Origin of the sequence: Sulfitobacter sp. HI0027 (assembly GCF_001634775.1) — a bacterium.
In the GTDB taxonomy this organism is placed as follows: domain Bacteria; phylum Pseudomonadota; class Alphaproteobacteria; order Rhodobacterales; family Rhodobacteraceae; genus Sulfitobacter.
The window spans coordinates 1-18277 of the sequence record NZ_LWER01000437.1; the positions used below are offsets into that span (position 1 = coordinate 1).

At 62.9% G+C, this 18277-nt stretch carries 18 protein-coding genes; 8 read left to right on the top strand and 10 right to left on the bottom strand.

Annotated features, from left to right (window positions below):
- Positions 1 to 105: 105 nt before the first annotated feature.
- From A3722_RS19825 to lpdA, 6 genes are all read left to right on the top strand, one after another.
- Positions 106 to 3066, top strand: a complete 2961-nt coding sequence (locus tag A3722_RS19825; protein WP_067623197.1) for a 2-oxoglutarate dehydrogenase E1 component — start codon at positions 106 to 108, stop codon at positions 3064 to 3066.
- Positions 3067 to 3070: 4 nt separating this feature from the next.
- A complete protein-coding gene (odhB, locus tag A3722_RS19830; RefSeq protein WP_067623196.1) occupies positions 3071 to 4657 on the top strand; it encodes a 2-oxoglutarate dehydrogenase complex dihydrolipoyllysine-residue succinyltransferase in 1587 nt (528 codons plus the stop codon).
- Between the two features lie 79 nt (positions 4658 to 4736).
- A complete protein-coding gene (locus A3722_RS19835) occupies positions 4737 to 5120 on the top strand; it encodes an MAPEG family protein (protein ID WP_067623194.1) in 384 nt (127 codons plus the stop codon).
- Between the two features lie 11 nt (positions 5121 to 5131).
- Positions 5132 to 5395 carry a hypothetical protein gene (locus A3722_RS19840; protein WP_067623192.1) on the top strand — a complete coding sequence of 88 codons (264 nt, stop codon included), beginning with the start codon at positions 5132 to 5134 and terminating at the stop codon, positions 5393 to 5395.
- Entirely contained in the window at positions 5392 to 5787 is a 396-nt protein-coding gene (locus A3722_RS19845; RefSeq protein WP_067623190.1) for an MAPEG family protein, read from the top strand. The genes A3722_RS19840 and A3722_RS19845 overlap by 4 nt, the downstream gene beginning before the upstream one ends.
- A 93-nt stretch (positions 5788 to 5880) precedes the next feature.
- On the top strand, positions 5881 to 7269 hold the full coding sequence (lpdA, locus tag A3722_RS19850; RefSeq protein WP_067623188.1) for a dihydrolipoyl dehydrogenase: 1389 nt from the start codon (positions 5881 to 5883) through the stop codon (positions 7267 to 7269).
- Positions 7270 to 7698: 429 nt separating this feature from the next.
- Here the strand turns inward: lpdA and A3722_RS19855 are convergent, their stop codons facing one another.
- The 4 genes from A3722_RS19855 to A3722_RS19870 form a co-directional block, all read right to left on the bottom strand.
- On the bottom strand, positions 7699 to 8085 hold the full coding sequence (locus A3722_RS19855; RefSeq protein WP_067623186.1) for a hypothetical protein: 387 nt from the start codon (positions 8083 to 8085) through the stop codon (positions 7699 to 7701).
- 104 nt (positions 8086 to 8189) lie between these two features.
- Complete coding sequence (locus tag A3722_RS19860) at positions 8190 to 8927, bottom strand: lysophospholipid acyltransferase family protein (RefSeq protein ID WP_067623184.1); 738 nt, start codon at positions 8925 to 8927, stop codon at positions 8190 to 8192.
- Positions 8924 to 9832, bottom strand: a complete 909-nt coding sequence (locus A3722_RS19865) for a cell division protein FtsX (RefSeq protein WP_067623181.1) — start codon at positions 9830 to 9832, stop codon at positions 8924 to 8926. Before A3722_RS19865 ends, A3722_RS19860 begins: the two co-directional genes overlap by 4 nt.
- Positions 9829 to 10506: a cell division ATP-binding protein FtsE gene (locus A3722_RS19870; RefSeq protein ID WP_067623179.1), complete on the bottom strand. Its 678-nt coding sequence runs from the start codon at positions 10504 to 10506 to the stop codon at positions 9829 to 9831. The genes A3722_RS19865 and A3722_RS19870 overlap by 4 nt, the downstream gene beginning before the upstream one ends.
- A 156-nt stretch (positions 10507 to 10662) precedes the next feature.
- On the opposite strand from A3722_RS19870, the gene A3722_RS19875 reads away from it, so the two are divergent.
- Positions 10663 to 11733 carry a zinc-ribbon domain-containing protein gene (locus tag A3722_RS19875; protein ID WP_236627478.1) on the top strand — a complete coding sequence of 357 codons (1071 nt, stop codon included), beginning with the start codon at positions 10663 to 10665 and terminating at the stop codon, positions 11731 to 11733.
- Between the two features lie 6 nt (positions 11734 to 11739).
- On the opposite strand, the gene A3722_RS19880 is transcribed toward A3722_RS19875, so the two are convergent.
- From A3722_RS19880 to argH, 6 genes are read right to left on the bottom strand one after another with little or no spacing between them, the layout of a single operon-like run.
- Complete coding sequence (locus A3722_RS19880; protein WP_067623177.1) at positions 11740 to 14289, bottom strand: DUF4175 domain-containing protein; 2550 nt, start codon at positions 14287 to 14289, stop codon at positions 11740 to 11742.
- A 35-nt stretch (positions 14290 to 14324) separates the two neighbouring features.
- Complete coding sequence (gene lysA, locus A3722_RS19885; protein ID WP_067623175.1) at positions 14325 to 15590, bottom strand: diaminopimelate decarboxylase; 1266 nt, start codon at positions 15588 to 15590, stop codon at positions 14325 to 14327.
- A 27-nt stretch (positions 15591 to 15617) separates the two neighbouring features.
- Complete coding sequence (locus A3722_RS19890; protein WP_067628457.1) at positions 15618 to 15935, bottom strand: DUF2834 domain-containing protein; 318 nt, start codon at positions 15933 to 15935, stop codon at positions 15618 to 15620.
- Positions 15935 to 16093, bottom strand: a complete 159-nt coding sequence (locus A3722_RS24430; protein WP_161487440.1) for a hypothetical protein — start codon at positions 16091 to 16093, stop codon at positions 15935 to 15937. The genes A3722_RS19890 and A3722_RS24430 overlap by 1 nt, the downstream gene beginning before the upstream one ends.
- Positions 16090 to 16269, bottom strand: coding sequence for a hypothetical protein (locus tag A3722_RS19895; protein ID WP_067628460.1), 180 nt, complete (start codon positions 16267 to 16269; stop codon positions 16090 to 16092). The genes A3722_RS24430 and A3722_RS19895 overlap by 4 nt, the downstream gene beginning before the upstream one ends.
- A complete protein-coding gene (gene argH / locus A3722_RS19900; protein ID WP_067628462.1) occupies positions 16266 to 17657 on the bottom strand; it encodes an argininosuccinate lyase in 1392 nt (463 codons plus the stop codon). The genes A3722_RS19895 and argH overlap by 4 nt, the downstream gene beginning before the upstream one ends.
- Before the next feature lie 23 nt (positions 17658 to 17680).
- Between argH and A3722_RS19905 the strand changes: the two genes are divergently transcribed.
- A complete protein-coding gene (locus A3722_RS19905; RefSeq protein WP_067628465.1) occupies positions 17681 to 18250 on the top strand; it encodes a TlpA family protein disulfide reductase in 570 nt (189 codons plus the stop codon).
- The last annotated feature ends 27 nt before the right edge of the window (positions 18251 to 18277 follow it).

The following is an 18277-nucleotide window of genomic DNA, read 5'->3' on the forward strand; positions in this document are numbered from 1 at the left end:
TGTGACCCCGCCCTCAATACCTATGGCCCCCCGCCCCGGGCCTGACTATAGACCGACCCTGATTCTGACCCTGTCCCGTCTGCCCCGCCGAACAAAGGTGACCCAATGACCGACCAACCCGCCAACGAACAGTTCCACGCCTCTTCCTTCATGGAAGGCGAAAACGCGGAATATCTTGAGGCGATGTACGCCCGCTATGCCAACGACCCCAACACGGTCGACGAGGCATGGCAGACGTTTTTTGCGGCGATGGGCGATGACGCCGAAACCGCACAGGCCGAGGCCGCTGGCCCCTCTTGGGCGCGGCCCGATTGGCCCCCCGCCCCCCAAAGCGAGGTGATGGGCGCGCTGACCGGCGTTTGGCCCGAACCGACCGAAGCACAGGCCGCGGGCGACAAGATCAAGGCCAAAGCCGCCGAGAAGGGGGTTGAGGTTTCCGACGCACAGGTCAAACAAGCCGTACTCGACAGCATCCGCGCGCTGATGCTGATCCGCGCCTACCGCATCCGGGGCCACTTGTCCGCCGATCTCGACCCGCTGGGCATGCGCGACACTGGCAACCAGCCCGAGCTTGACCCGAAATCCTACGGTTTCACCGATGCCGACATGGACCGCCCGATCTTCATCGATCAGGTGCTAGGCCTCGAAGTGGCCACCATGAAGCAGATCGTCGACATCGTGCGCTCCACCTACTGCGGTACCTTCGCGCTGCAATACATGCATATCTCCGACCCTGAGCAGGCCGGTTGGCTGAAGGAACGGATCGAAGGCTACGGCAAGGAAATCCACTTCACCAAGGAAGGCCGCAAGGCGATCCTGAGCAAATTGGTCGAAGCCGAGGGCTTTGAGAAGTTCCTCCATGTCAAATACATGGGCACCAAACGCTTCGGCCTTGATGGCGGCGAAAGCCTTGTTCCCGCGATGGAGCAGATCATCAAACGCGGCGGCCAGTTGGGCGTCAAGGACATCGTTATCGGCATGCCGCACCGGGGCCGCCTCTCGGTGCTGGCCAATGTGATGCAAAAGCCCTACCGGGCGATCTTCAACGAATTCCAAGGCGGCAGCTTTAAGCCTGACGATGTGGATGGTTCGGGCGATGTGAAATACCACCTCGGCGCCTCGTCGGACCGTGAGTTTGATGGTAATTCTGTCCACCTGTCGCTGACCGCGAACCCCAGCCACCTCGAAGCGGTGAACCCCGTGGTTTTGGGCAAGGTCCGCGCCAAGCAGGACCAGCTGAACGACAAGGACCGCACCGCCGTCATGCCGATCCTGCTACACGGTGACGCGGCCTTTGCGGGCCAAGGCGTCGTGGCGGAATGTTTCGCGCTCTCGGGTCTCAAAGGCCACAAGACCGGCGGCACCATGCATATCGTGGTGAACAACCAGATCGGCTTCACCACCGCGCCGCATTTCTCGCGCTCCTCGCCCTACCCCACTGACAACGCGCTGGTGGTTGAGGCGCCGATCTTCCACGTCAACGGCGATGACCCCGAAGCCGTGGTGCACGCCGCCCGCGTAGCGACAGAGTTCCGTCAAAAGTTCCACAAAGACGTGGTCATCGACATCTTTTGTTACCGCCGCTTTGGTCACAACGAAGGCGACGAGCCGATGTTTACCAACCCGGTGATGTACAAGAGCGTCAAGAAACAGAAAACCACGCTCAGCCTTTATACCCAACGTCTGGTGGCCGACGGTCTGATCCCCGAGGGTGAGATCGAAGACATGAAGACCGCCTTCCAGAACCATCTGGGAGATGAGTTCGAGGCCGGTAAGGACTATCGCCCGAACAAGGCCGACTGGCTGGACGGCAAGTGGTCCGGCATGGACAAAAAGAACAAGTCCTACCAGCGCGGTAAAACCGCCATCGCGCCCGAGACGCTGCAAGACGTCGGCAAGGCGATCACCACCGCGCCGGACAAATTCCCGCTGCACAAGACCATTGGGCGTCTGCTCGAAGCGAAAAAGCAGATGTTCGAAAGCGGTGAAGGCTTTGACTGGGCGACGGCTGAGGCGATGGCCTTCGGTTCCTTGCTGACCGAAGGCTACAAAGTGCGCCTCTCGGGTCAGGACAGCACGCGCGGCACCTTCAGCCAGCGTCACTCCGCTTTCGTGAACCAAGACAACGAAGACCGCTACTATCCGCTGAACCATATCCGCGAGGGTCAGGCCGAGTATGAAGTCATCGACTCCATGCTCAGCGAATACGCGGTGCTGGGCTTTGAATATGGCTACTCGCTGGCCGAGCCGAATGCGCTGACGCTCTGGGAAGCGCAGTTCGGTGACTTCGCCAACGGCGCGCAGATCATGTTTGACCAGTTCATCTCATCAGGTGAAAGCAAATGGCTGCGCATGTCGGGCCTCGTTTGCCTGATGCCGCATGGCTATGAGGGTCAGGGGCCTGAGCACTCCTCTGCCCGTCTGGAGCGTTTCCTGACCATGTGCGGCGGCGACAACTGGATCGTGGCGAACTGCACCACGCCCGCCAACTACTTCCACATCCTGCGCCGCCAGCTGCACCGCAGCTACCGCAAGCCGCTGATGTTGATGACCCCCAAGTCGCTGCTGCGCCACAAGCTGGCCGTCAGCAAGGCCGAGGATTTCACCACCGGCTCCAGCTTCCACCGCGTGCTCTGGGATGACGCCGAGAAAGGCAATTCCGACACCAAACTGCTGGCAGATGACAAGATCAAGCGCGTCGTGATGTGTTCGGGCAAGGTCTATTACGACCTGCTGGAAGAGCGTGACGCCCGCGGCATCGACGATGTCTACATCCTGCGGTTCGAACAGTTCTATCCCTTCCCCGCGCAATCCGCGGTCAGAGAGTTGGAGCGTTTCAAAGGGGCCGAGATGATCTGGTGTCAGGAAGAGCCCAAGAACCAAGGTGCATGGTCCTTTATCGAGCCCAACATCGAATGGGTTCTGGGCCGCATCGACGCGAAACACGGCCGCGCCTCCTATGTGGGCCGCGCCACTTCGGCCTCGCCCGCGACGGGTCTGGCCAGCCAGCACAAAGCACAACAAGCCGCCCTCGTCGACGAGGCGCTGACCATCAAAGGAAACTAAGACCATGACAAGCGAAGTACGCGTACCCACGCTGGGCGAATCCGTCACCGAAGCCACCGTTGCCACATGGTTCAAGAAACCCGGCGATACCGTCGCGGTGGATGAAATGCTCTGCGAGTTGGAAACCGATAAGGTCACCGTCGAAGTGCCCAGCCCCGTAGCTGGCACCTTAAGCGAGATTGTTGCTCAAGAGGGTGACACCGTCGGCGTCGACGCCCTGCTGGCCAATGTCAGCGAAGGTGACAGCGGCTCTGCCGCCGCGCCCAAAGCCAAAGAAGCCGCAGAAGACCCCGATGCCGCCTCCCAGTCCGACCGTGGCGGCGATGCGCCCAAAGCCATCGACGCAGGCGCCGCCGAAGTCGCCGCCCGCGAAGGCGAAAGCATCGACGTACAGGTGCCTACTTTGGGCGAGTCCGTAACCGAAGCGACCGTAAGCACTTGGTTCAAAAAAGTCGGCGACAAGGTCGAAGCCGATGAGATGCTCTGCGAGTTGGAGACCGACAAAGTCAGCGTCGAAGTCCCCGCACCCGCCGCTGGTGTCTTGGCCGAAATCTTTGCCGAAGAAGGCAGCACGGTTGAAGCCTCAGCCACTCTGGCCGTTCTGACCTCCGGCGCAGGCGCTGCCGCTCCCAAGGGCGAGGACGCGAAATCCGGTGCTGGTGCTGCGCCTGAGACCAAGCCCGCCGACGGCAAAGATGTCGAAGACGCGCCTTCCGCCAAAAAGGCGATGGCCGAAGCGGGCATCAGCCGCGATCAGGTCACAGGCTCGGGCCGCGATGGCCGTGTGATGAAGGAGGACGTGGCCAAAGCCGTGGCCGCTGGCACCTCTGCCGCGCCCAAGGCCGAGGCCAAGCCCGCCGCACCGCGGCCCGCTTCCGCCCCCGACGATGCGTCGCGCGAAGAGCGGGTCAAGATGACCCGTCTCAAGCAGACCATGGCGCGCCGTTTGAAAGAGGCCCAGAACACCGCCGCGATCCTGACGACCTTTAACGAGGTCGACATGACCGAGGTCATGGCGCTGCGGAACACGTACAAGGCTGATTTCGAAAAGAAACACGGCGTGCGCATGGGCTTTATGTCTTTCTTCACCAAGGCCTGCTGCCACGCGCTGAAGGAAATCCCCGAGGTCAACGCCGAGATCGACGGCACCGACATCATCTACAAGAACTACGTCCACATGGGTGTCGCTGCAGGCACGCCCACGGGCCTTGTGGTGCCGGTGATCAAAGACGCCGACGCGATGTCCTTTGCCGAGATCGAAAAGGCCGTAAACGCCATGGGCAAAAAGGCCCGTGACGGCAAGCTGACCATGGCCGACATGACCGGCGGCACTTTCACCATCTCCAACGGCGGCGTCTACGGCTCGCTGATGACCGCGCCGATCCTGAACCCACCACAGTCCGGCATCCTCGGTATGGCGAAGATTCAGGACCGCCCGATGGCGATCAACGGTCAGGTCGTGATCCGTCCGATGATGTATATCTCGCTCAGCTACGACCACCGGATCATCGACGGCAAAGGCGCGGTCACGTTCCTCGTCCGCGTCAAAGAGATGCTCGAAGATCCGCGCCGTCTGTTGATGGATTTGTGATATGGTGGGCGGGGGGCAACCCCCGCCCTATCTACCTGTTGAACGATGGGGCGTTTCCCCGAAGTGAAAGGGCCAGATCATGACCGAAACAACCCTCCTCGCCGCCTATGGCCTTCTGGTCATGCTGACGATCCTGCTGCAAGTGCTGGGCGCGACCCGGCAGTTGTCGATGGGCTACCTGATGTCCTCGCGGGATGAGACGCGGACCACCACCGGCATGACGGCCCGTCTGGGCCGCGCGGTTGATAATTCCGTCGTGGCCATGGCGCTTTTTGCCCCCGCCGTGCTGCTGATCGAGATGCTGGGCCGCAACAACAGCGCCACGCTGCTGGCCGCGCAGGTCTTCCTGCTCGCACGCATTATCTACGTCATCGTCTACGCCCTTGGCGTGCCGACGATCCGCACGCTGGCATGGCTCGCGGGCTATGCCGCCACCGCCGTTCTCTATTTCCACGCGCTCTGAAAGGCACTCCCATGCAGATGATCTGCCACTTCGACGTTACCGACTTCGCCGCTTGGAAAGACGCCTTTGACGCCGATGCCGAGGCGCGTCGCAACGCAGGGCTTTCGGTGCTGCAAATCTGGAAACACGCCGACAGCAGCACCAAGGCTTCCGTCCTGCTTGATGTGAACGACCGCAAGAAGGCCGACGTCTGGCTCGCCCGCTCCAACGCGCTCAGCAGCGATGACAAGGGCACCGTGACCGGCTCCACCGCCTATTTCGTGAAATCCGCATGAGCGTCGAACTCACCGTCCTGACCCTTGCGGCCTTGCTGCAAGGGCTGCAATTCGTGCTCTACGCCGTCCCCGCAAACCGCGAGATCGGCCCCGGCTATACCATGTCGGCCCGCGACCGCGAGCCGAGCCGCAAGCTGTCGGACCGTACCGCCCGTCTGGGCCGCGCGCTTGATAACCATTTCGAAGGGCTGATCCTGTTCGGCATCGCCGTGGGCGTGGTGCAGATGTCGGCGCAGAACACCGCCTTCACTACCGCCTGCGCTTGGGTCTATCTGATCGCGCGTATCCTCTATGTTCCCGCCTATGCGCTCGGCCTGCGCCCGCACCGCTCGATCATCTGGATCATCGGCTTTGCTGCAACCATGTTGATGCTGCTGGCGGCCCTTATTTAACCCTTTCCCCCACACCCGCAGGCAGCGGCGCTTGCACCTGAAAACCGCGCCTCCTACCTTGCCTGTAACACCCGACTGCTAAGGAGACCCCCCATGTCGAGCTATGATGTCATCGTGATCGGCTCCGGCCCAGGCGGCTATGTCGCCGCCATCCGTTGCGCGCAACTGGGCCTGAAAACCGCCTGTGTCGAGGGCCGCGAAACCCTCGGCGGCACCTGCCTCAACGTGGGCTGCATCCCCTCCAAGGCCCTGCTGCACGCCACGCATATGCTGCATGAGGCCGAGCATAACTTCGAAGAGATGGGTCTGAAGGCCAAAGCGCCGACCGTCGATTGGGAGCAGATGCTGACCTACAAAGACAAGACCATCGAGACCAACACCAAGGGCATCGAATTCCTGTTCAAAAAGAACAAGATCGACTGGCTCAAAGGTTGGGGTTCGATCCCCGAGGCGGGCAAGGTCAAGGTCGGCGATGAGGTCCATGAGGCCAAGAACATCATCATCGCTTCCGGCTCGGAAGCGGCCTCCCTGCCGGGCGTTGAAGTCGACGAGCAAACCGTCGTCACCTCCACCGGCGCGCTGGAACTGGGCAAGATCCCTAAGAAGATGGTGGTGATCGGCGCGGGCGTCATCGGGCTGGAACTGGGCAGCGTCTACGCGCGTCTGGGGACCGAGATCACCGTCGTTGAATTCCTTGATGCGATCACTCCGGGCATGGACCCCGAGGTGCAAAAAACCTTCCAGCGGATGCTGAAAAAACAAGGCATCAACTTCGTCATGGGCGCCGCCGTGCAAAAGACCGAAGTCGCCAAGGGCAAGGCCACGGTCAGCTACAAGCTGCGCAAAGACGACAGCGAGCATGAGATTGAGGCCGATACCGTTCTCGTCGCCACGGGCCGCAAGCCGGTGATCAAAGGCATGGGGCTGGACGATCTCGGCATCAAGATGACCGAGCGTGGCCAGATCGCCGTGAACGAGCATTGGGAGACCTCCGTCAAAGGCGTCTATGCCATCGGCGACGTGATCGAGGGTCCGATGTTGGCCCACAAAGCCGAGGACGAAGGCATGGCCGCCGCAGAGGTGATCGCGGGCAAACATGGCCATGTGAACTACGGCGTCATCCCCGGCGTGATCTACACCCATCCGGAGGTCGCCTCCGTCGGTGAAACCGAAGCGACGCTCAAGGAAGCGGGCCGCGAGTACAAAGTCGGAAAGTTCTCCTTCATGGGCAACGCGCGGGCCAAGGCAGTCTTTGCCGGTGACGGTTTCGTCAAGCTGATCGCCGACAAGGAAACCGACCGCATCCTCGGCTGCCACATCATCGGCCCCGGCGCGGGCGACCTGATCCACGAGGTCTGCGTGGCGATGGAATTCGGCGCCTCGGCACAGGATCTGGCCATGACCTGCCACGCGCACCCGACGTACTCCGAAGCCGTGCGCGAAGCCGCACTGGCCTGCGGCGACGGGCCGATCCACATGTAAGACCGAGGGGGCGGGCCAAAGGGTCCGCCCTTTTTCGTTGCGCAGGGTGCGCGCGGCGAGCGCATCAGACGTTAACGCCCCTGCTCTACAACCTCCCCCGTCGCGACACACACGGAAGACGAGGCCCTTCGCGGGTCATGTCGATACGTAGAGACTGCAGGGTGACGCCTGTCTTTTCCACCTCCCCAAGGCGGCGGCGCCACTTTAACGGCTTCCTAAATATCTGAGATTGCGTCCCGCGAAGCCATCGTTTCAGTGGGCACTACGGCATGCCGATAAATCGCGAAGGGCAGCGCCGCCCCATGGGGGCCGGTCGGCGCTGCCCGGCCTGCGGCCGGGCGGAACATGTCAACTCTTGCTCTGCACAAACAAAAACGGCCCGCCTAGGTTAGGCAGGCCGCTCAAGACTGGCTGTATAAGCCGAAAGGTCTACTCAGCTTTCGCCGGAGCGACCCGCCGGAAAGTGATCCCGCAATTTTTCTGGATGCTCATTTTCTCCAAGGCTTCCAGCTCACCTTTCAGGCGCCCCAGTTCCGCCGCGGTTTGTTTGTCCCCCTTGATAAAGAAGGCGGCGGGCCAGAACACGACCAGCGCCACACCGGTGGCGACCGCGTCATCGCTGGCTTTTTTGTTTTGAACGCCAGAAAGTTCGCCCACCTTAGCGCTCACGCGGTTCGCTTCGGCCACCAATTGTTTGCAAGAGTAAGACTGGTAAGTCACTGGCGACACGTAGGACGGAGCAATGGTGTCGGCCTTTTGAGCACATGCGCCGACAGAAACCGCCGCCAAGGCAAGCGATGCTACAATTTTCTTCATTTTAAAGTCCTTAACGAAAAATACGCTTCTTCGTAGACTTATGAGCATGTAGATTCCAGAGAAAATTCAATCCAAACGCGAATTTCGTGGCGTCACCTATACGCCTACCCCGCCTCCGTAGGCCGCCACCCCGCCTCGCGCAGCAGCGCATCAGAATGGCTCTCCACCTCCTGCTCCAACCGCGCCATAAAGCTTCGCTTATCCAGCCCCGGCTCAATCGGCTCAAGAAACTCGACCACCGCCAAACCCGGTTTGCGGTAGAGCCCCCGGCGTGGCCAGAAGTGGCCCGCATTGGTCGCTACCGGCACACAGACTTGCCCCATCTGGTCATAAAGCACCGCCGTACCAACCTTGTAAGGTGCGCTGAGGCCCGGTGCCACGCGGGTGCCTTGGGAATAGATCACCAACTGCCCCGGCTCGACCCGACCAGCGTTCACGTCGGCCATCATCTTGGTGATCGCCTGCCCGCGCTTGCCACGGTTGACGGCAATCATGCCCATCCGTTTGGCGTATTGGCCAATCACCGGAGTCCAAAGCACCTCGCGTTTCATAATGAATTTTGCACGCGGCAAAGCGTGAAAGATCATCAAGATATCCAGAAACGATTGGTGTTTTGCGGCCACCAAAACCTCGCCATCCGGCACCGTACCACGCACTTCGCAGCGTAGGCCGATCAGCCAGCGGGCCGACCACATGGCCCAAGCGGCATAGGTCTTGCAGGCCCGATAGGCCCCGCGTTTCGAAAACATCGCCCAAGGCGCAAAGGCCAGCCCGAGCACCGGCATCGCCACGGTCACCTGCACGATATAGAGGATCGACCGGACCCATTGCAGCAGCTTCATGTCAGTTCCCTCAATGTACGCCGCGCGGCTGCCCCGGTTGCGGCAAAAGCCACCGCCCCGACCAAGATCGGCACCATAAGCGGCACCACCCAGTGCCAGCCGCGAAAGCCCAAGCCGGTCAAAAAGCCGCCCGCCTCGCCGGCATCGGGCAACAGAACGACCGCCACCATGCCAAGCACCGTGCCCGCCGCCGCACCCAAAAGCGCGCGCAGGGTAAAGCGCCGAATGAAGGCTCGGGCGATATAGTCATCGGTCGCCCCCACCAGCCGCAGCACCGCGATCACCTGCGCATTCGCCGCAAGGGCCGCCTGCGCGGCCAGCGTCACCATGGCCGCCACCGCAGCCCCGATCAGCAGCGTAGAAATCCAACCCAGCAGCCGCAACCGGCTTGCCGCGGCCACTAACGGCGCGCGCCAGCGGCTGTGGTCATCCAGCACCGCGCCCGGCACCTCGGCAGAGAGACGCAGGCGCAGGCCCACCGGGTCCAGCCCCTCGCCTTCCTCAACCACTTCGATCAAGCGCGGCACCGGCAGGCTCTCCATCGCCAGTTCAGGGCCAAACCACGGGGAGAGCAACTCTTCCTGCTCCGCATCCGTCAGCGCACGGGCCGAGGCCACGCCCTTGGTCGTCTGCAACACCTTCAACGCGGCCTCGGTCTGGGCCGCGCGTTGGTCCAATGGCGCGACGATGCGCACCGTCGCCGACTGCGCCAACTCCTGCCCCCAGACCTGCGCCAAGCGGCCCGAGGCGAGCGACAGCGCCAAAGCAAAGACCGCCAGAAAGGCCATTGCGGCCGCCGCAAACAAGGTCAGCTGCGCGGTGAACCCCGAGGGCGGCACCACGCGGTCTGCCTGCCTGTCGCCTTTGAAAATCGCGCGCAGCGCGCCGATGTCGAACCCCTTCACAAATCCGCCCCCGCCAATTGAATGCGCCGATTGACGATGCGCAGCACGCGGGCCTGCACATGCGCCTTGGTGGCGCGGATCAGGCCAAGATCATGGGTGGCGATCAACACGGTCTTGCCCATGCGGTTCAACTCGATCAACAGGCGGAGCAACCGTTGCGACATCTCCCAGTCGATGTTCCCGGTCGGCTCATCCGCCAAAATCACATCCGGCGACATGATCACCGCGCGCGCCAGTGCTGCCCGCTGCCGCTCCCCGCCCGACAGCTCAGGCGGCAGGGCGTCGGCGCGGTTGGTGAGCCCGACCCATGACATCAGCTCTTCCAGATCGGTGCCCCCCGCCTCGGCCTGACGGCCAGAGACGTTCAGCGGCAGCGCGATATTCTCGGTCAACGGCAGATGGTCGAGGAATTTCACGTCCTGATGCACCACGCCAACCCGGCGGCGCATCAGCGCGATGTCATCTCGGCCCAGCCCGCGCACATCGGTGCCAAAAATCCGCAGATGCCCCGCCGTGGGCAGCAAGGCCCCGTAGCAGAGCTTCATCAAGGTGGTCTTGCCCGCGCCCGAGGGGCCGGTGAGGAAATGAAACGATCCAGGGGCGAGTTTCAGCGTGATGTCGGACAGCAATTCGCCCCCGCCATAGCTGTAGGCCACATTTTCGAGCTCTATCACGCAACCACCTTAAAACACTTCGACCTGTTGTGCCTCAGCACCGGAAAGGATTCAATCACTCAGAACCCCAGCACCCTGCCCAGATATCACTTTTCCTACGTTATTCTAGGACATATGCTGTCCGTTACGATCCGAGAGCACCGAACGAACCCAGGAATGACCATGCGGCTGATCTGCCCCAACTGCGACGCGCAATACGAAGTCCCCGATGAGGTGATGCCGGTGGCAGGGCGTGACGTGCAATGTTCCAACTGCGGGCAGACGTGGTTTCAGCATCATCCCGACAATGCGCCCGAAGAGGACGACAGTGAATTCGACGACCCGGATTTCGATGACGACGTGATGCATATGAAGCAACGCGCGTCGGATGACACTGGCGAAGAGCAGTCCGCGGCCAATAGCCTGCCTGATCTCCAGCCCTTCGGGGATGAGGATTACGAGGACGAGGGCTTCGAAGACGACGGATTCGAAGAGGGCACATTTGGAGGGGGCAACTTCGAAAACGACGCTTCTGAAAACGACGCCTTCGAAAACGATGCCATCGCGCCGCAGGAGGAAAACGCGCGCCCGGCCCCCGCCGCCGCGCCCGTCAGACGCTCGCTCGACCCTGCCATCGCGGAAATCCTGCGTCAGGAGGCCGCGGCCGAGCAGGAAGCCCGCCGTCGCCGTCCGTCAGAGCCGTTGGAAAGCCAGCCGGACCTCGGTCTAGACGACGCGCCCCGTCCCGCGCCCAAACAAGCCCCCAGTCCCGACATCGCCGAAGATGACCACGTGACCGAGGACGAAGACGCCCGCCGCGCCCATGAGGCCCGTCTGCGCATGGCCAAAATGCGCGGAGAGCCGGTTCCCGAACGCGAGAATGACGCCTACGGCAGCGCGTCGCGCCGGGATCTGCTGCCCGATATCGAAGAGATCAACTCAACCCTGCGCCACGACCGCACGCAGGGCCAGCAGGCAGGGCCAACGCCCACCGCCGCGCTCGACCGCCCTGAAAGACCGCGCAAATCCGGGGGGTTCATGCGCGGCTTCACCGTGATGATCGCCTTGGCGGCCATTTTGGCGGCAGTCTATGTCTATGCGCCGCAGATCGCGCAATCCTTGCCGCAGGCCGATCCTTACCTATCGTCCTATGTGGCATGGATGGACGACGCGCGAATTTGGCTCGATGGGCAGTTGCAGGATCTGCTGGTCTGGCTCGACACCGTGGCGACCCAATCGCAGGGCTAACCCCGCCTAGAACCGATCCAACAGTCTGTTGAGGTAATCCCGCTCGACCTCTGGCCGCTCCGCCTCGCCCGAGCGGCGGCGGATTTCGTCCAACAGACGCCGTGCGCGGCCCTGATCGTCGGGCCCCTGCGCCAGCGGCGCGTCCGAGCTATTGGCCCCATTGCCGCCCTGCTCGCGCCCCAGCGGATCGCGCGCCTCGGCCCGGCGGTCGCCTTCGGCAGTGCCTTGACCGGGCTGGCCCTCGCCCTGTTCTTGCTCCATCGCATCGCCAAGCGACCGCATCCCTTCGCGCAATGCTTCCATGGCCTGTGCCTGATTGTCGATTGCCTCGGCCAACTCATCGCGGCGCAGGGCGTCTCCGGCACGGTCCATCGCCTCACCGGCGCGGTCCAGTGCATCACGCGCGGCATCCCCTTCGGGCGTGCCTTGCCCCGGTAGACGGCCTTCCTGACGGCGCAACTCATCGCGCAGCGCTTGCTGACGCCCGGCCAGCCCCTCTTCGGCGCCCTCTTCGCCGGATTGGCCGCCCTGCCCCTGCTGGCCCTCATGGCTCTGACCGCGGCCCTGACCGCCGTTGCGGCCTTCGTTGCCCTCATTCTCGCCCGCCCCGGTGCCGGGGTTGAACTGCTCTTGCAGGTCGCGGAAGGCCTGATCGCTCAGCCCCTGTTGCTCGCGCAGCGTTTCCGAGAGCCCCTCCATCGCCTGCTCACCCGGTGAATTGCCGCCCTCGCCGGGCTGGCCTTGGGTGACGCGCATGTTCTCCATCATTTCCTGCAACTGACGCAGCGCCTCTGCAGCCTCGGCCATGCGGCCCTGCTCCATCAACTCTTGAATGCGGTCCATCATGCGTTGCAGATCATCTTGCGTCATCTGCATGGACTCGCCTTGGGGCTGCTGGCCTTCGCCCTCGCCCCCCTGCGCCTGTTGGCGCTGGAGTTGCTCCAGATACTCTTCGGTGGCGCGGCGCAATTCCTCCATCAGCTCGGCAATCTCTGCCGACGAAGCACCGTTCTTCATCGCCTCGTTCAGCCGATCCTGCGCGCGGCGCATCCGCGCCAGTGCATCGGCCAGCACGCCTTCTTCCAGCTCGATCGCGAGCGCCCACATGTCTTCGGCCATCTCGGCCTGCACCTCTTCGTCCAACCCATAGCGCGCGCGGATTTCCAGACGGCGGATCAACTGCTTGAGCCGCAGAACCGTCACATCCGAGCGCAGATCCTCCCCCGGCGCATAGGTCACAGCGCGAAGCACCTGCGCGATGCGCGGCGCATTGGCCCGCGACCACAAAAGATCGCGGCGCATCTCGATGACTGCTGCCGCCGCGGGATCAAAAAAGCGCCGCCCCGGCAGGGTCAATTGGCTCACCTCGGTCACGGCTTGCTGTTCGGCAGCGTCGAGCACGGAAAGCTCTAGGGACACCGGCAGATTGGCCCAAGGGTGTTTCGAGAAATTCTCGATCAAGCTTTCTTCAAAATCGCGCCGGTCACCGGTGATCGGCATGGGCAGCGGCACGACGATCTCGGGCCGTGTGTCAGGGTCGATGGTCAACCCATAGCGCCGGTCGACAGAGGCCAGATCAAGGCTGATCCGCGCCTCGCCCGCTTCGACGCCGTAATCATCCCGCGCGGCAAACGGCAGGCTCATCTCGCCCAAGGCAGTCACCTCGGGCGGGCCCAACCGCTCAATCTGCGGGGCGGCGTCGGGCAGCATCGTGATCTGCCATGCCCGCGCGCCCGGACCCTCAATGCTGATCTCGCCGCTTTGGCGCAGGGTGAAATCCTGCGCGGGTTCTGACGACGCCGCCCCCTCCCGGCCCGAGACGTTTTCCGCGACCGTCAGCGCGCCCAACTCGCCGTAAAGCCGCAGGGTGATCAAGGTGCCCGCAGGCAGCGACAGTGCCCCGGCCTCAAGGTCGTTCAAATAAAGCGTTGGCTTCCCAGTATGGCGCGGCGGCTCGGCCCAGCCTTCCCAAACCAAGCCAGAGGCCAGCGCGCCGCCCGCCCCGCCGGGGGTCAGCTGCGTCACCTCACCCAGCCGCCAGACCGAGCCGAAGACCAGTGCAACGACGAAAGCCAGCAGCGCCACATAGCGCAGCGCATAGGGGTCAGCCCGCGACACACGCAGATCACCCTTTACCGGTTTGGCTGCCGCCGCCCGTGCCGCCATCCGTTTCTGATGGGCCTTCCAGACCGCCGCCGACGCCGCATCACCCGCGCCGATTGCCTGATCGTCCAACAGCGCCCGAATGGGCCGCCCCGGCAGGCTGGCATCCAGCCGGGCCAGCGCATCGGCGCGTGAGGGCACCCGAAAACGCCGCAGCGCAAACACCAAGGTGCCCAGAAATGCGATACCGAGAACGGCAAATACGGCCCAAAGCAGATTACCGGCCAGACTGTCTTGCGCCCCCATCATTAGCGCCGCGAGCACCGCCAGCGCCAGCGCCAGCATCGGCCAAAGCGCCTGCACCAGCGCCTCGGCCAGCATCCCCGCCCAAGTCAGCCGCAATGGCCCGCGCAATACGCGCAGCCCGTCTGCCTTGTCAGTAGATGTTTCCATGCGTCACGCTCCGGTGGCCCGGCGGCGGGATGCCGTCAGAGCCATTCAGGGATGGTATCGCGGTTTATCATTTCGTCAAAGCTTGGCCGTGGGCGGATAACCGCGAATTGATCGCCATTGACCAGCACCTCGGGGATCAGGGGCCGCGAATTATATTCGCTGCTCATCACCGCGCCGTAGGCTCCGGCAGAGCGGAAGGCCACCAGATCGCCTGACCCCAGCACCGGCATCATGCGTTGTTTGGCGAACGTATCGCCGGATTCGCAAACCGGGCCGACGATATCCACCGGACGCGGCTCGGCCCCCGGAGCGGGTTCTTTCAGCGGCACGATGTCATGCCATGCGTCATACATGGCGGGCCGGATCAGGTCGTTCATCGCGGCATCAAGGATCAGGAAATCGCGGCCCTCGCCGGATTTGAGGTAGATCACTTCGCTGACCAAGACACCCGCGTTGCCCGCGATCAGGCGGCCCGGTTCAATCTCGACCTCGCAGCCCAGATGCCCCAGCGTGCGCTGCACCATCGCGCCGTAATCTGTCGGCAATGGGGGGGCAGAGTTGGAGCGCTCGTAAGGGATGCCCAAGCCGCCGCCAAGGTCCAGCCGCCGGATGTTATGACCATCGGCGCGCAGCACTTCGGTCAGTTCCGCGACCTTGCCATAGGCCTGCTCAAAGGGGGCGAGATCGGTGAGTTGGCTGCCGATATGCACGTCGATGCCGACAATCTCCAACCCCGGCAGATTGGCCGCCATGGCATAGACCTCGCGGGCGCGGGCGATGGGGATGCCGAACTTGTTTTCGCTTTTGCCAGTGGCGATCTTGGCGTGGGTTTTCGCATCGACATCGGGGTTCACGCGGATGGTGATCGGGGCCACTTTGCCCAATTCACGCGCCACGATATCAAGCAGGATCATCTCCGGCTCGCTCTCGACGTTGAACTGACGAATGCCGCCCGTCAGAGCCAATTCGATCTCTTCGCGGGTCTTGCCGACGCCGGAAAAGACGATCCTGTCGCCCGGCACCCCTGCCGCCTTCGCGCGGCGGTATTCCCCGCCCGAAACCACATCCATCCCCGCGCCCGCCTGCGCCAGCGTGCGCAAAACGGCTTGGTTGGAATTGGCCTTCATCGCGTAGCAGACCAGATGATCCATGCCCGAAAGCGCATCGTCGAACAGGTGGAAATGGCGCAGCAGCGTCGCGCTGGAATAGACGTAGACCGGCGTGCCGACAGCGGCGGCGATCTCGACCAAGCTTACATCCTCGGCATGCAACACACCGTCTTTATAGAGAAAATGATCCATCTGCGCTTGGCCCCATGTCGTCGCCGCTTATCTGATCGGCGCTGTCCGCAGGAAAAGATAGAGCGGCAGGCCACAGCTCACCCCAATACAGAACGTGGCGGGAATGGCAATCAAGCTGAGGAAATTCCGGCGCACGGCGACCTCAGCGATAATCCAGATGGTCAAAGTCACGGCAGCGATGGTCAGGTCCCAGACCAGCCCGCTGGCGGCGGCATTGGCGTGCCATGCGTCCACCATGGCGCTCAGGCTCCAGCCTTCGGCGTTGAACCAAGTGATGAAGTAATACATCGGATGGATCGTGCCCCAGACCGCAAGGGCGAGGTAGAGCATGCGCAGCGGTGACATCAGAAAGTCTTTGCCACGCCGACGGTGGCATAGCCCGACAGGCTGATCCCCGGTTCGGCTGGCGGCGGCGCATCTTGCCGCGCCGATGGCTGCGGCGGGGTGCAGGCGGCCAAGCTAAGTGTCCCGACCACCAGAGCAATCTGCAAAAGCGGCCTCACGACCCGACCCCAAGCGCCAGCGAAAACGGCCCGCGGCGCAGCCCGACAGCGGTGCCGACCGACACGCCCGAAGACGACATGGTGATCGTGCTGCTGGCTGTCGGTTTCACAGGTTCGCCATCCGCGCCACAGGCGGCAAGGCTCAGCAAAGCAAGGGTCGCGAGGGCGCGTTTCACTTCAGGATTTCCTTCCAACGCTCGACTTGGGCACGCACCTGCGCAGGGGCGGTGCCGCCATAGGACATGCGCGAGTTTACCGAGTTTTCGACGCCAAGCACATCGAAAACGTCCTGCGTGATCTCGGCGTGCACCGATTGCATCTGTTCCAGCGTAAGGTCCGGCAGATCGCAGCCCTGCGCCTCGGCCATGGCGACCAGCGTGCCGGTCACATGGTGCGCGTCGCGGAACGGCAGGTTCGGCACCCGCACCAGCCAGTCGGCCAGATCGGTGGCGGTGGAGAATCCCGAGCCCGCCGCGGCGGCGAGGTTCTCGCGCTCAGCGGTCATGTCGCCCACCATCCCGGTCATCGCGGCCAGCGCCAGCATCAGGTTGTCCGCGGCGTCAAAGACCTGTTCTTTATCTTCCTGCATGTCCTTGGAGTAGGCCAGCGGCAGGCCCTTCATCACCATCATCAGCGCGGTATTTGCACCAAAGATACGGCCCACCTTGGCGCGGATCAGCTCGGCGGCGTCGGGGTTTTTCTTTTGCGGCATGATCGAGGAGCCGGTCGAGAAGCGGTCCGACAGCGCCACGAAACGGAACTGTGCCGACGACCAGATCACCAGCTCTTCGGCAAAGCGCGACAGGTGCATGGCACAGATGCTGGCCGCGCCCATGAACTCCAACGCGAAGTCGCGGTCGCTGACGGCGTCGAGACTGTTCGCAGCGGGGCGGTCAAAGCCGAGTGCTTCGGCTGTCATCTCGCGATCGATCGGGAAGGACGTGCCCGCGAGAGCCGCGGCCCCCAAGGGACATTCGTTCATCCGTTTGCGCGCATCGCGGAAGCGCGAGAGATCACGGCCAAACATCTCGACATAAGCCATCATGTGGTGGCCCCACGTCACGGGCTGCGCGGTTTGCAGATGGGTAAAGCCCGGCATGACCCAATCGGCCCCGGCCTCTGCCTGAGACAAAAGCGCGCGGATCAGCGCTTGGAGACCTTCATCAGCGGCGTCCAACTGATCGCGGACCCAGAGTTTGAAATCGGTGGCGACTTGGTCGTTCCGGCTGCGGCCCGTGTGCAAGCGGCCTGCGGGCTCACCGATCAGGTCTTTCAGCCGCGCCTCGACGTTCATGTGGATGTCTTCGAGGGCTGCCGAGAACTCGAACCGGCCCTCTTCGATCTCTGACAAGATCGTGAGAAGCCCTTCCCGTATCGCTTGCGCGTCGTTATCAGTCAGGATGCCCGTGGCTGCCAGCATGGCGGCATGGGCACGCGACCCACTGATGTCTTGTGCGGCCATCCGTTTGTCGAACCCGATCGAGGCGTTGATCGCCTCCATGATCGCGTCCGGTCCGGCGGCGAAACGGCCACCCCACATTTTGTTCGAGGTCGTGTCGGTCATGTTGAATACCCTTGGAGGGACGTATGAAAAATCTCGTGCTCGGCTTCGTTTATACGCTGCTTGTCGCAGGTGCAAACCCCGCCCTTGCCGGAACGGCTGACATCGCGGGGCTGCGCGACGGGGACATGAAGAAACTTGTGATCCATGACGCGCCACAAGCGGCCTCTGACGTGACCTTTGAGCGTGAGGACGATGGCGAAGCGATGTCGCTGGCGGATTACGAAGGCAAGGTCGTGTTGGTGAACTTCTGGGCCACATGGTGCGCGCCCTGCCGCAAGGAAATGCCGCAGTTGAACGCGCTGCAAAAGGAATTTGGCGGCGATGACTTTCAGGTGCTGACCATCGCTACGGGCCGCAACTCTGAAGAAGGGATCAAGCGTTTCTTCGAGGAAGCCGGCGTCGACAGCCTGCCCCGCCACCAAGACCCGAAGCAGAAGCTCGCCAGCCAGATGGGCGTGTTCGGCTTGCCGATCAGCGTGATCTTGGACCGTGAAGGGCGTGAGATCGCTCGGTTGCAGGGGGACGCGGAATGGGACTCTGAGAGCGCGCGGGCGATTATCGCAGCGCTGATCAAAGAAGACGCCGAGAGCTAAAGTTTAGCCGCAAGGTCGGGCGTCCGG

Excerpts from the sequence above, each read along its gene's own strand:
- A3722_RS19825 (WP_067623197.1), top strand. The coding sequence starts at position 106 with ATGACCGACCAACCCGCCAACGAACAGTTCCACGCCTCTTCCTTCATG.
- odhB (WP_067623196.1), top strand. The coding sequence starts at position 3,071 with ATGACAAGCGAAGTACGCGTACCCACGCTGGGCGAATCCGTCACCGAA.
- A3722_RS19835 (WP_067623194.1), top strand. The coding sequence starts at position 4,737 with ATGACCGAAACAACCCTCCTCGCCGCCTATGGCCTTCTGGTCATGCTG.
- A3722_RS19840 (WP_067623192.1), top strand. The coding sequence starts at position 5,132 with ATGCAGATGATCTGCCACTTCGACGTTACCGACTTCGCCGCTTGGAAA.
- A3722_RS19845 (WP_067623190.1), top strand. The coding sequence starts at position 5,392 with ATGAGCGTCGAACTCACCGTCCTGACCCTTGCGGCCTTGCTGCAAGGG.
- lpdA (WP_067623188.1), top strand. The coding sequence starts at position 5,881 with ATGTCGAGCTATGATGTCATCGTGATCGGCTCCGGCCCAGGCGGCTAT.
- A3722_RS19855 (WP_067623186.1), bottom strand. The coding sequence starts at position 8,085 with ATGAAGAAAATTGTAGCATCGCTTGCCTTGGCGGCGGTTTCTGTCGGC.
- A3722_RS19860 (WP_067623184.1), bottom strand. The coding sequence starts at position 8,927 with ATGAAGCTGCTGCAATGGGTCCGGTCGATCCTCTATATCGTGCAGGTG.
- A3722_RS19875 (WP_236627478.1), top strand. The coding sequence starts at position 10,663 with ATGACCATGCGGCTGATCTGCCCCAACTGCGACGCGCAATACGAAGTC.
- A3722_RS19880 (WP_067623177.1), bottom strand. The coding sequence starts at position 14,289 with ATGGAAACATCTACTGACAAGGCAGACGGGCTGCGCGTATTGCGCGGG.
- lysA (WP_067623175.1), bottom strand. The coding sequence starts at position 15,590 with ATGGATCATTTTCTCTATAAAGACGGTGTGTTGCATGCCGAGGATGTA.
- A3722_RS19890 (WP_067628457.1), bottom strand. The coding sequence starts at position 15,935 with ATGTCACCGCTGCGCATGCTCTACCTCGCCCTTGCGGTCTGGGGCACG.
- argH (WP_067628462.1), bottom strand. The coding sequence starts at position 17,657 with ATGACCGACACGACCTCGAACAAAATGTGGGGTGGCCGTTTCGCCGCC.
- A3722_RS19905 (WP_067628465.1), top strand. The coding sequence starts at position 17,681 with ATGAAAAATCTCGTGCTCGGCTTCGTTTATACGCTGCTTGTCGCAGGT.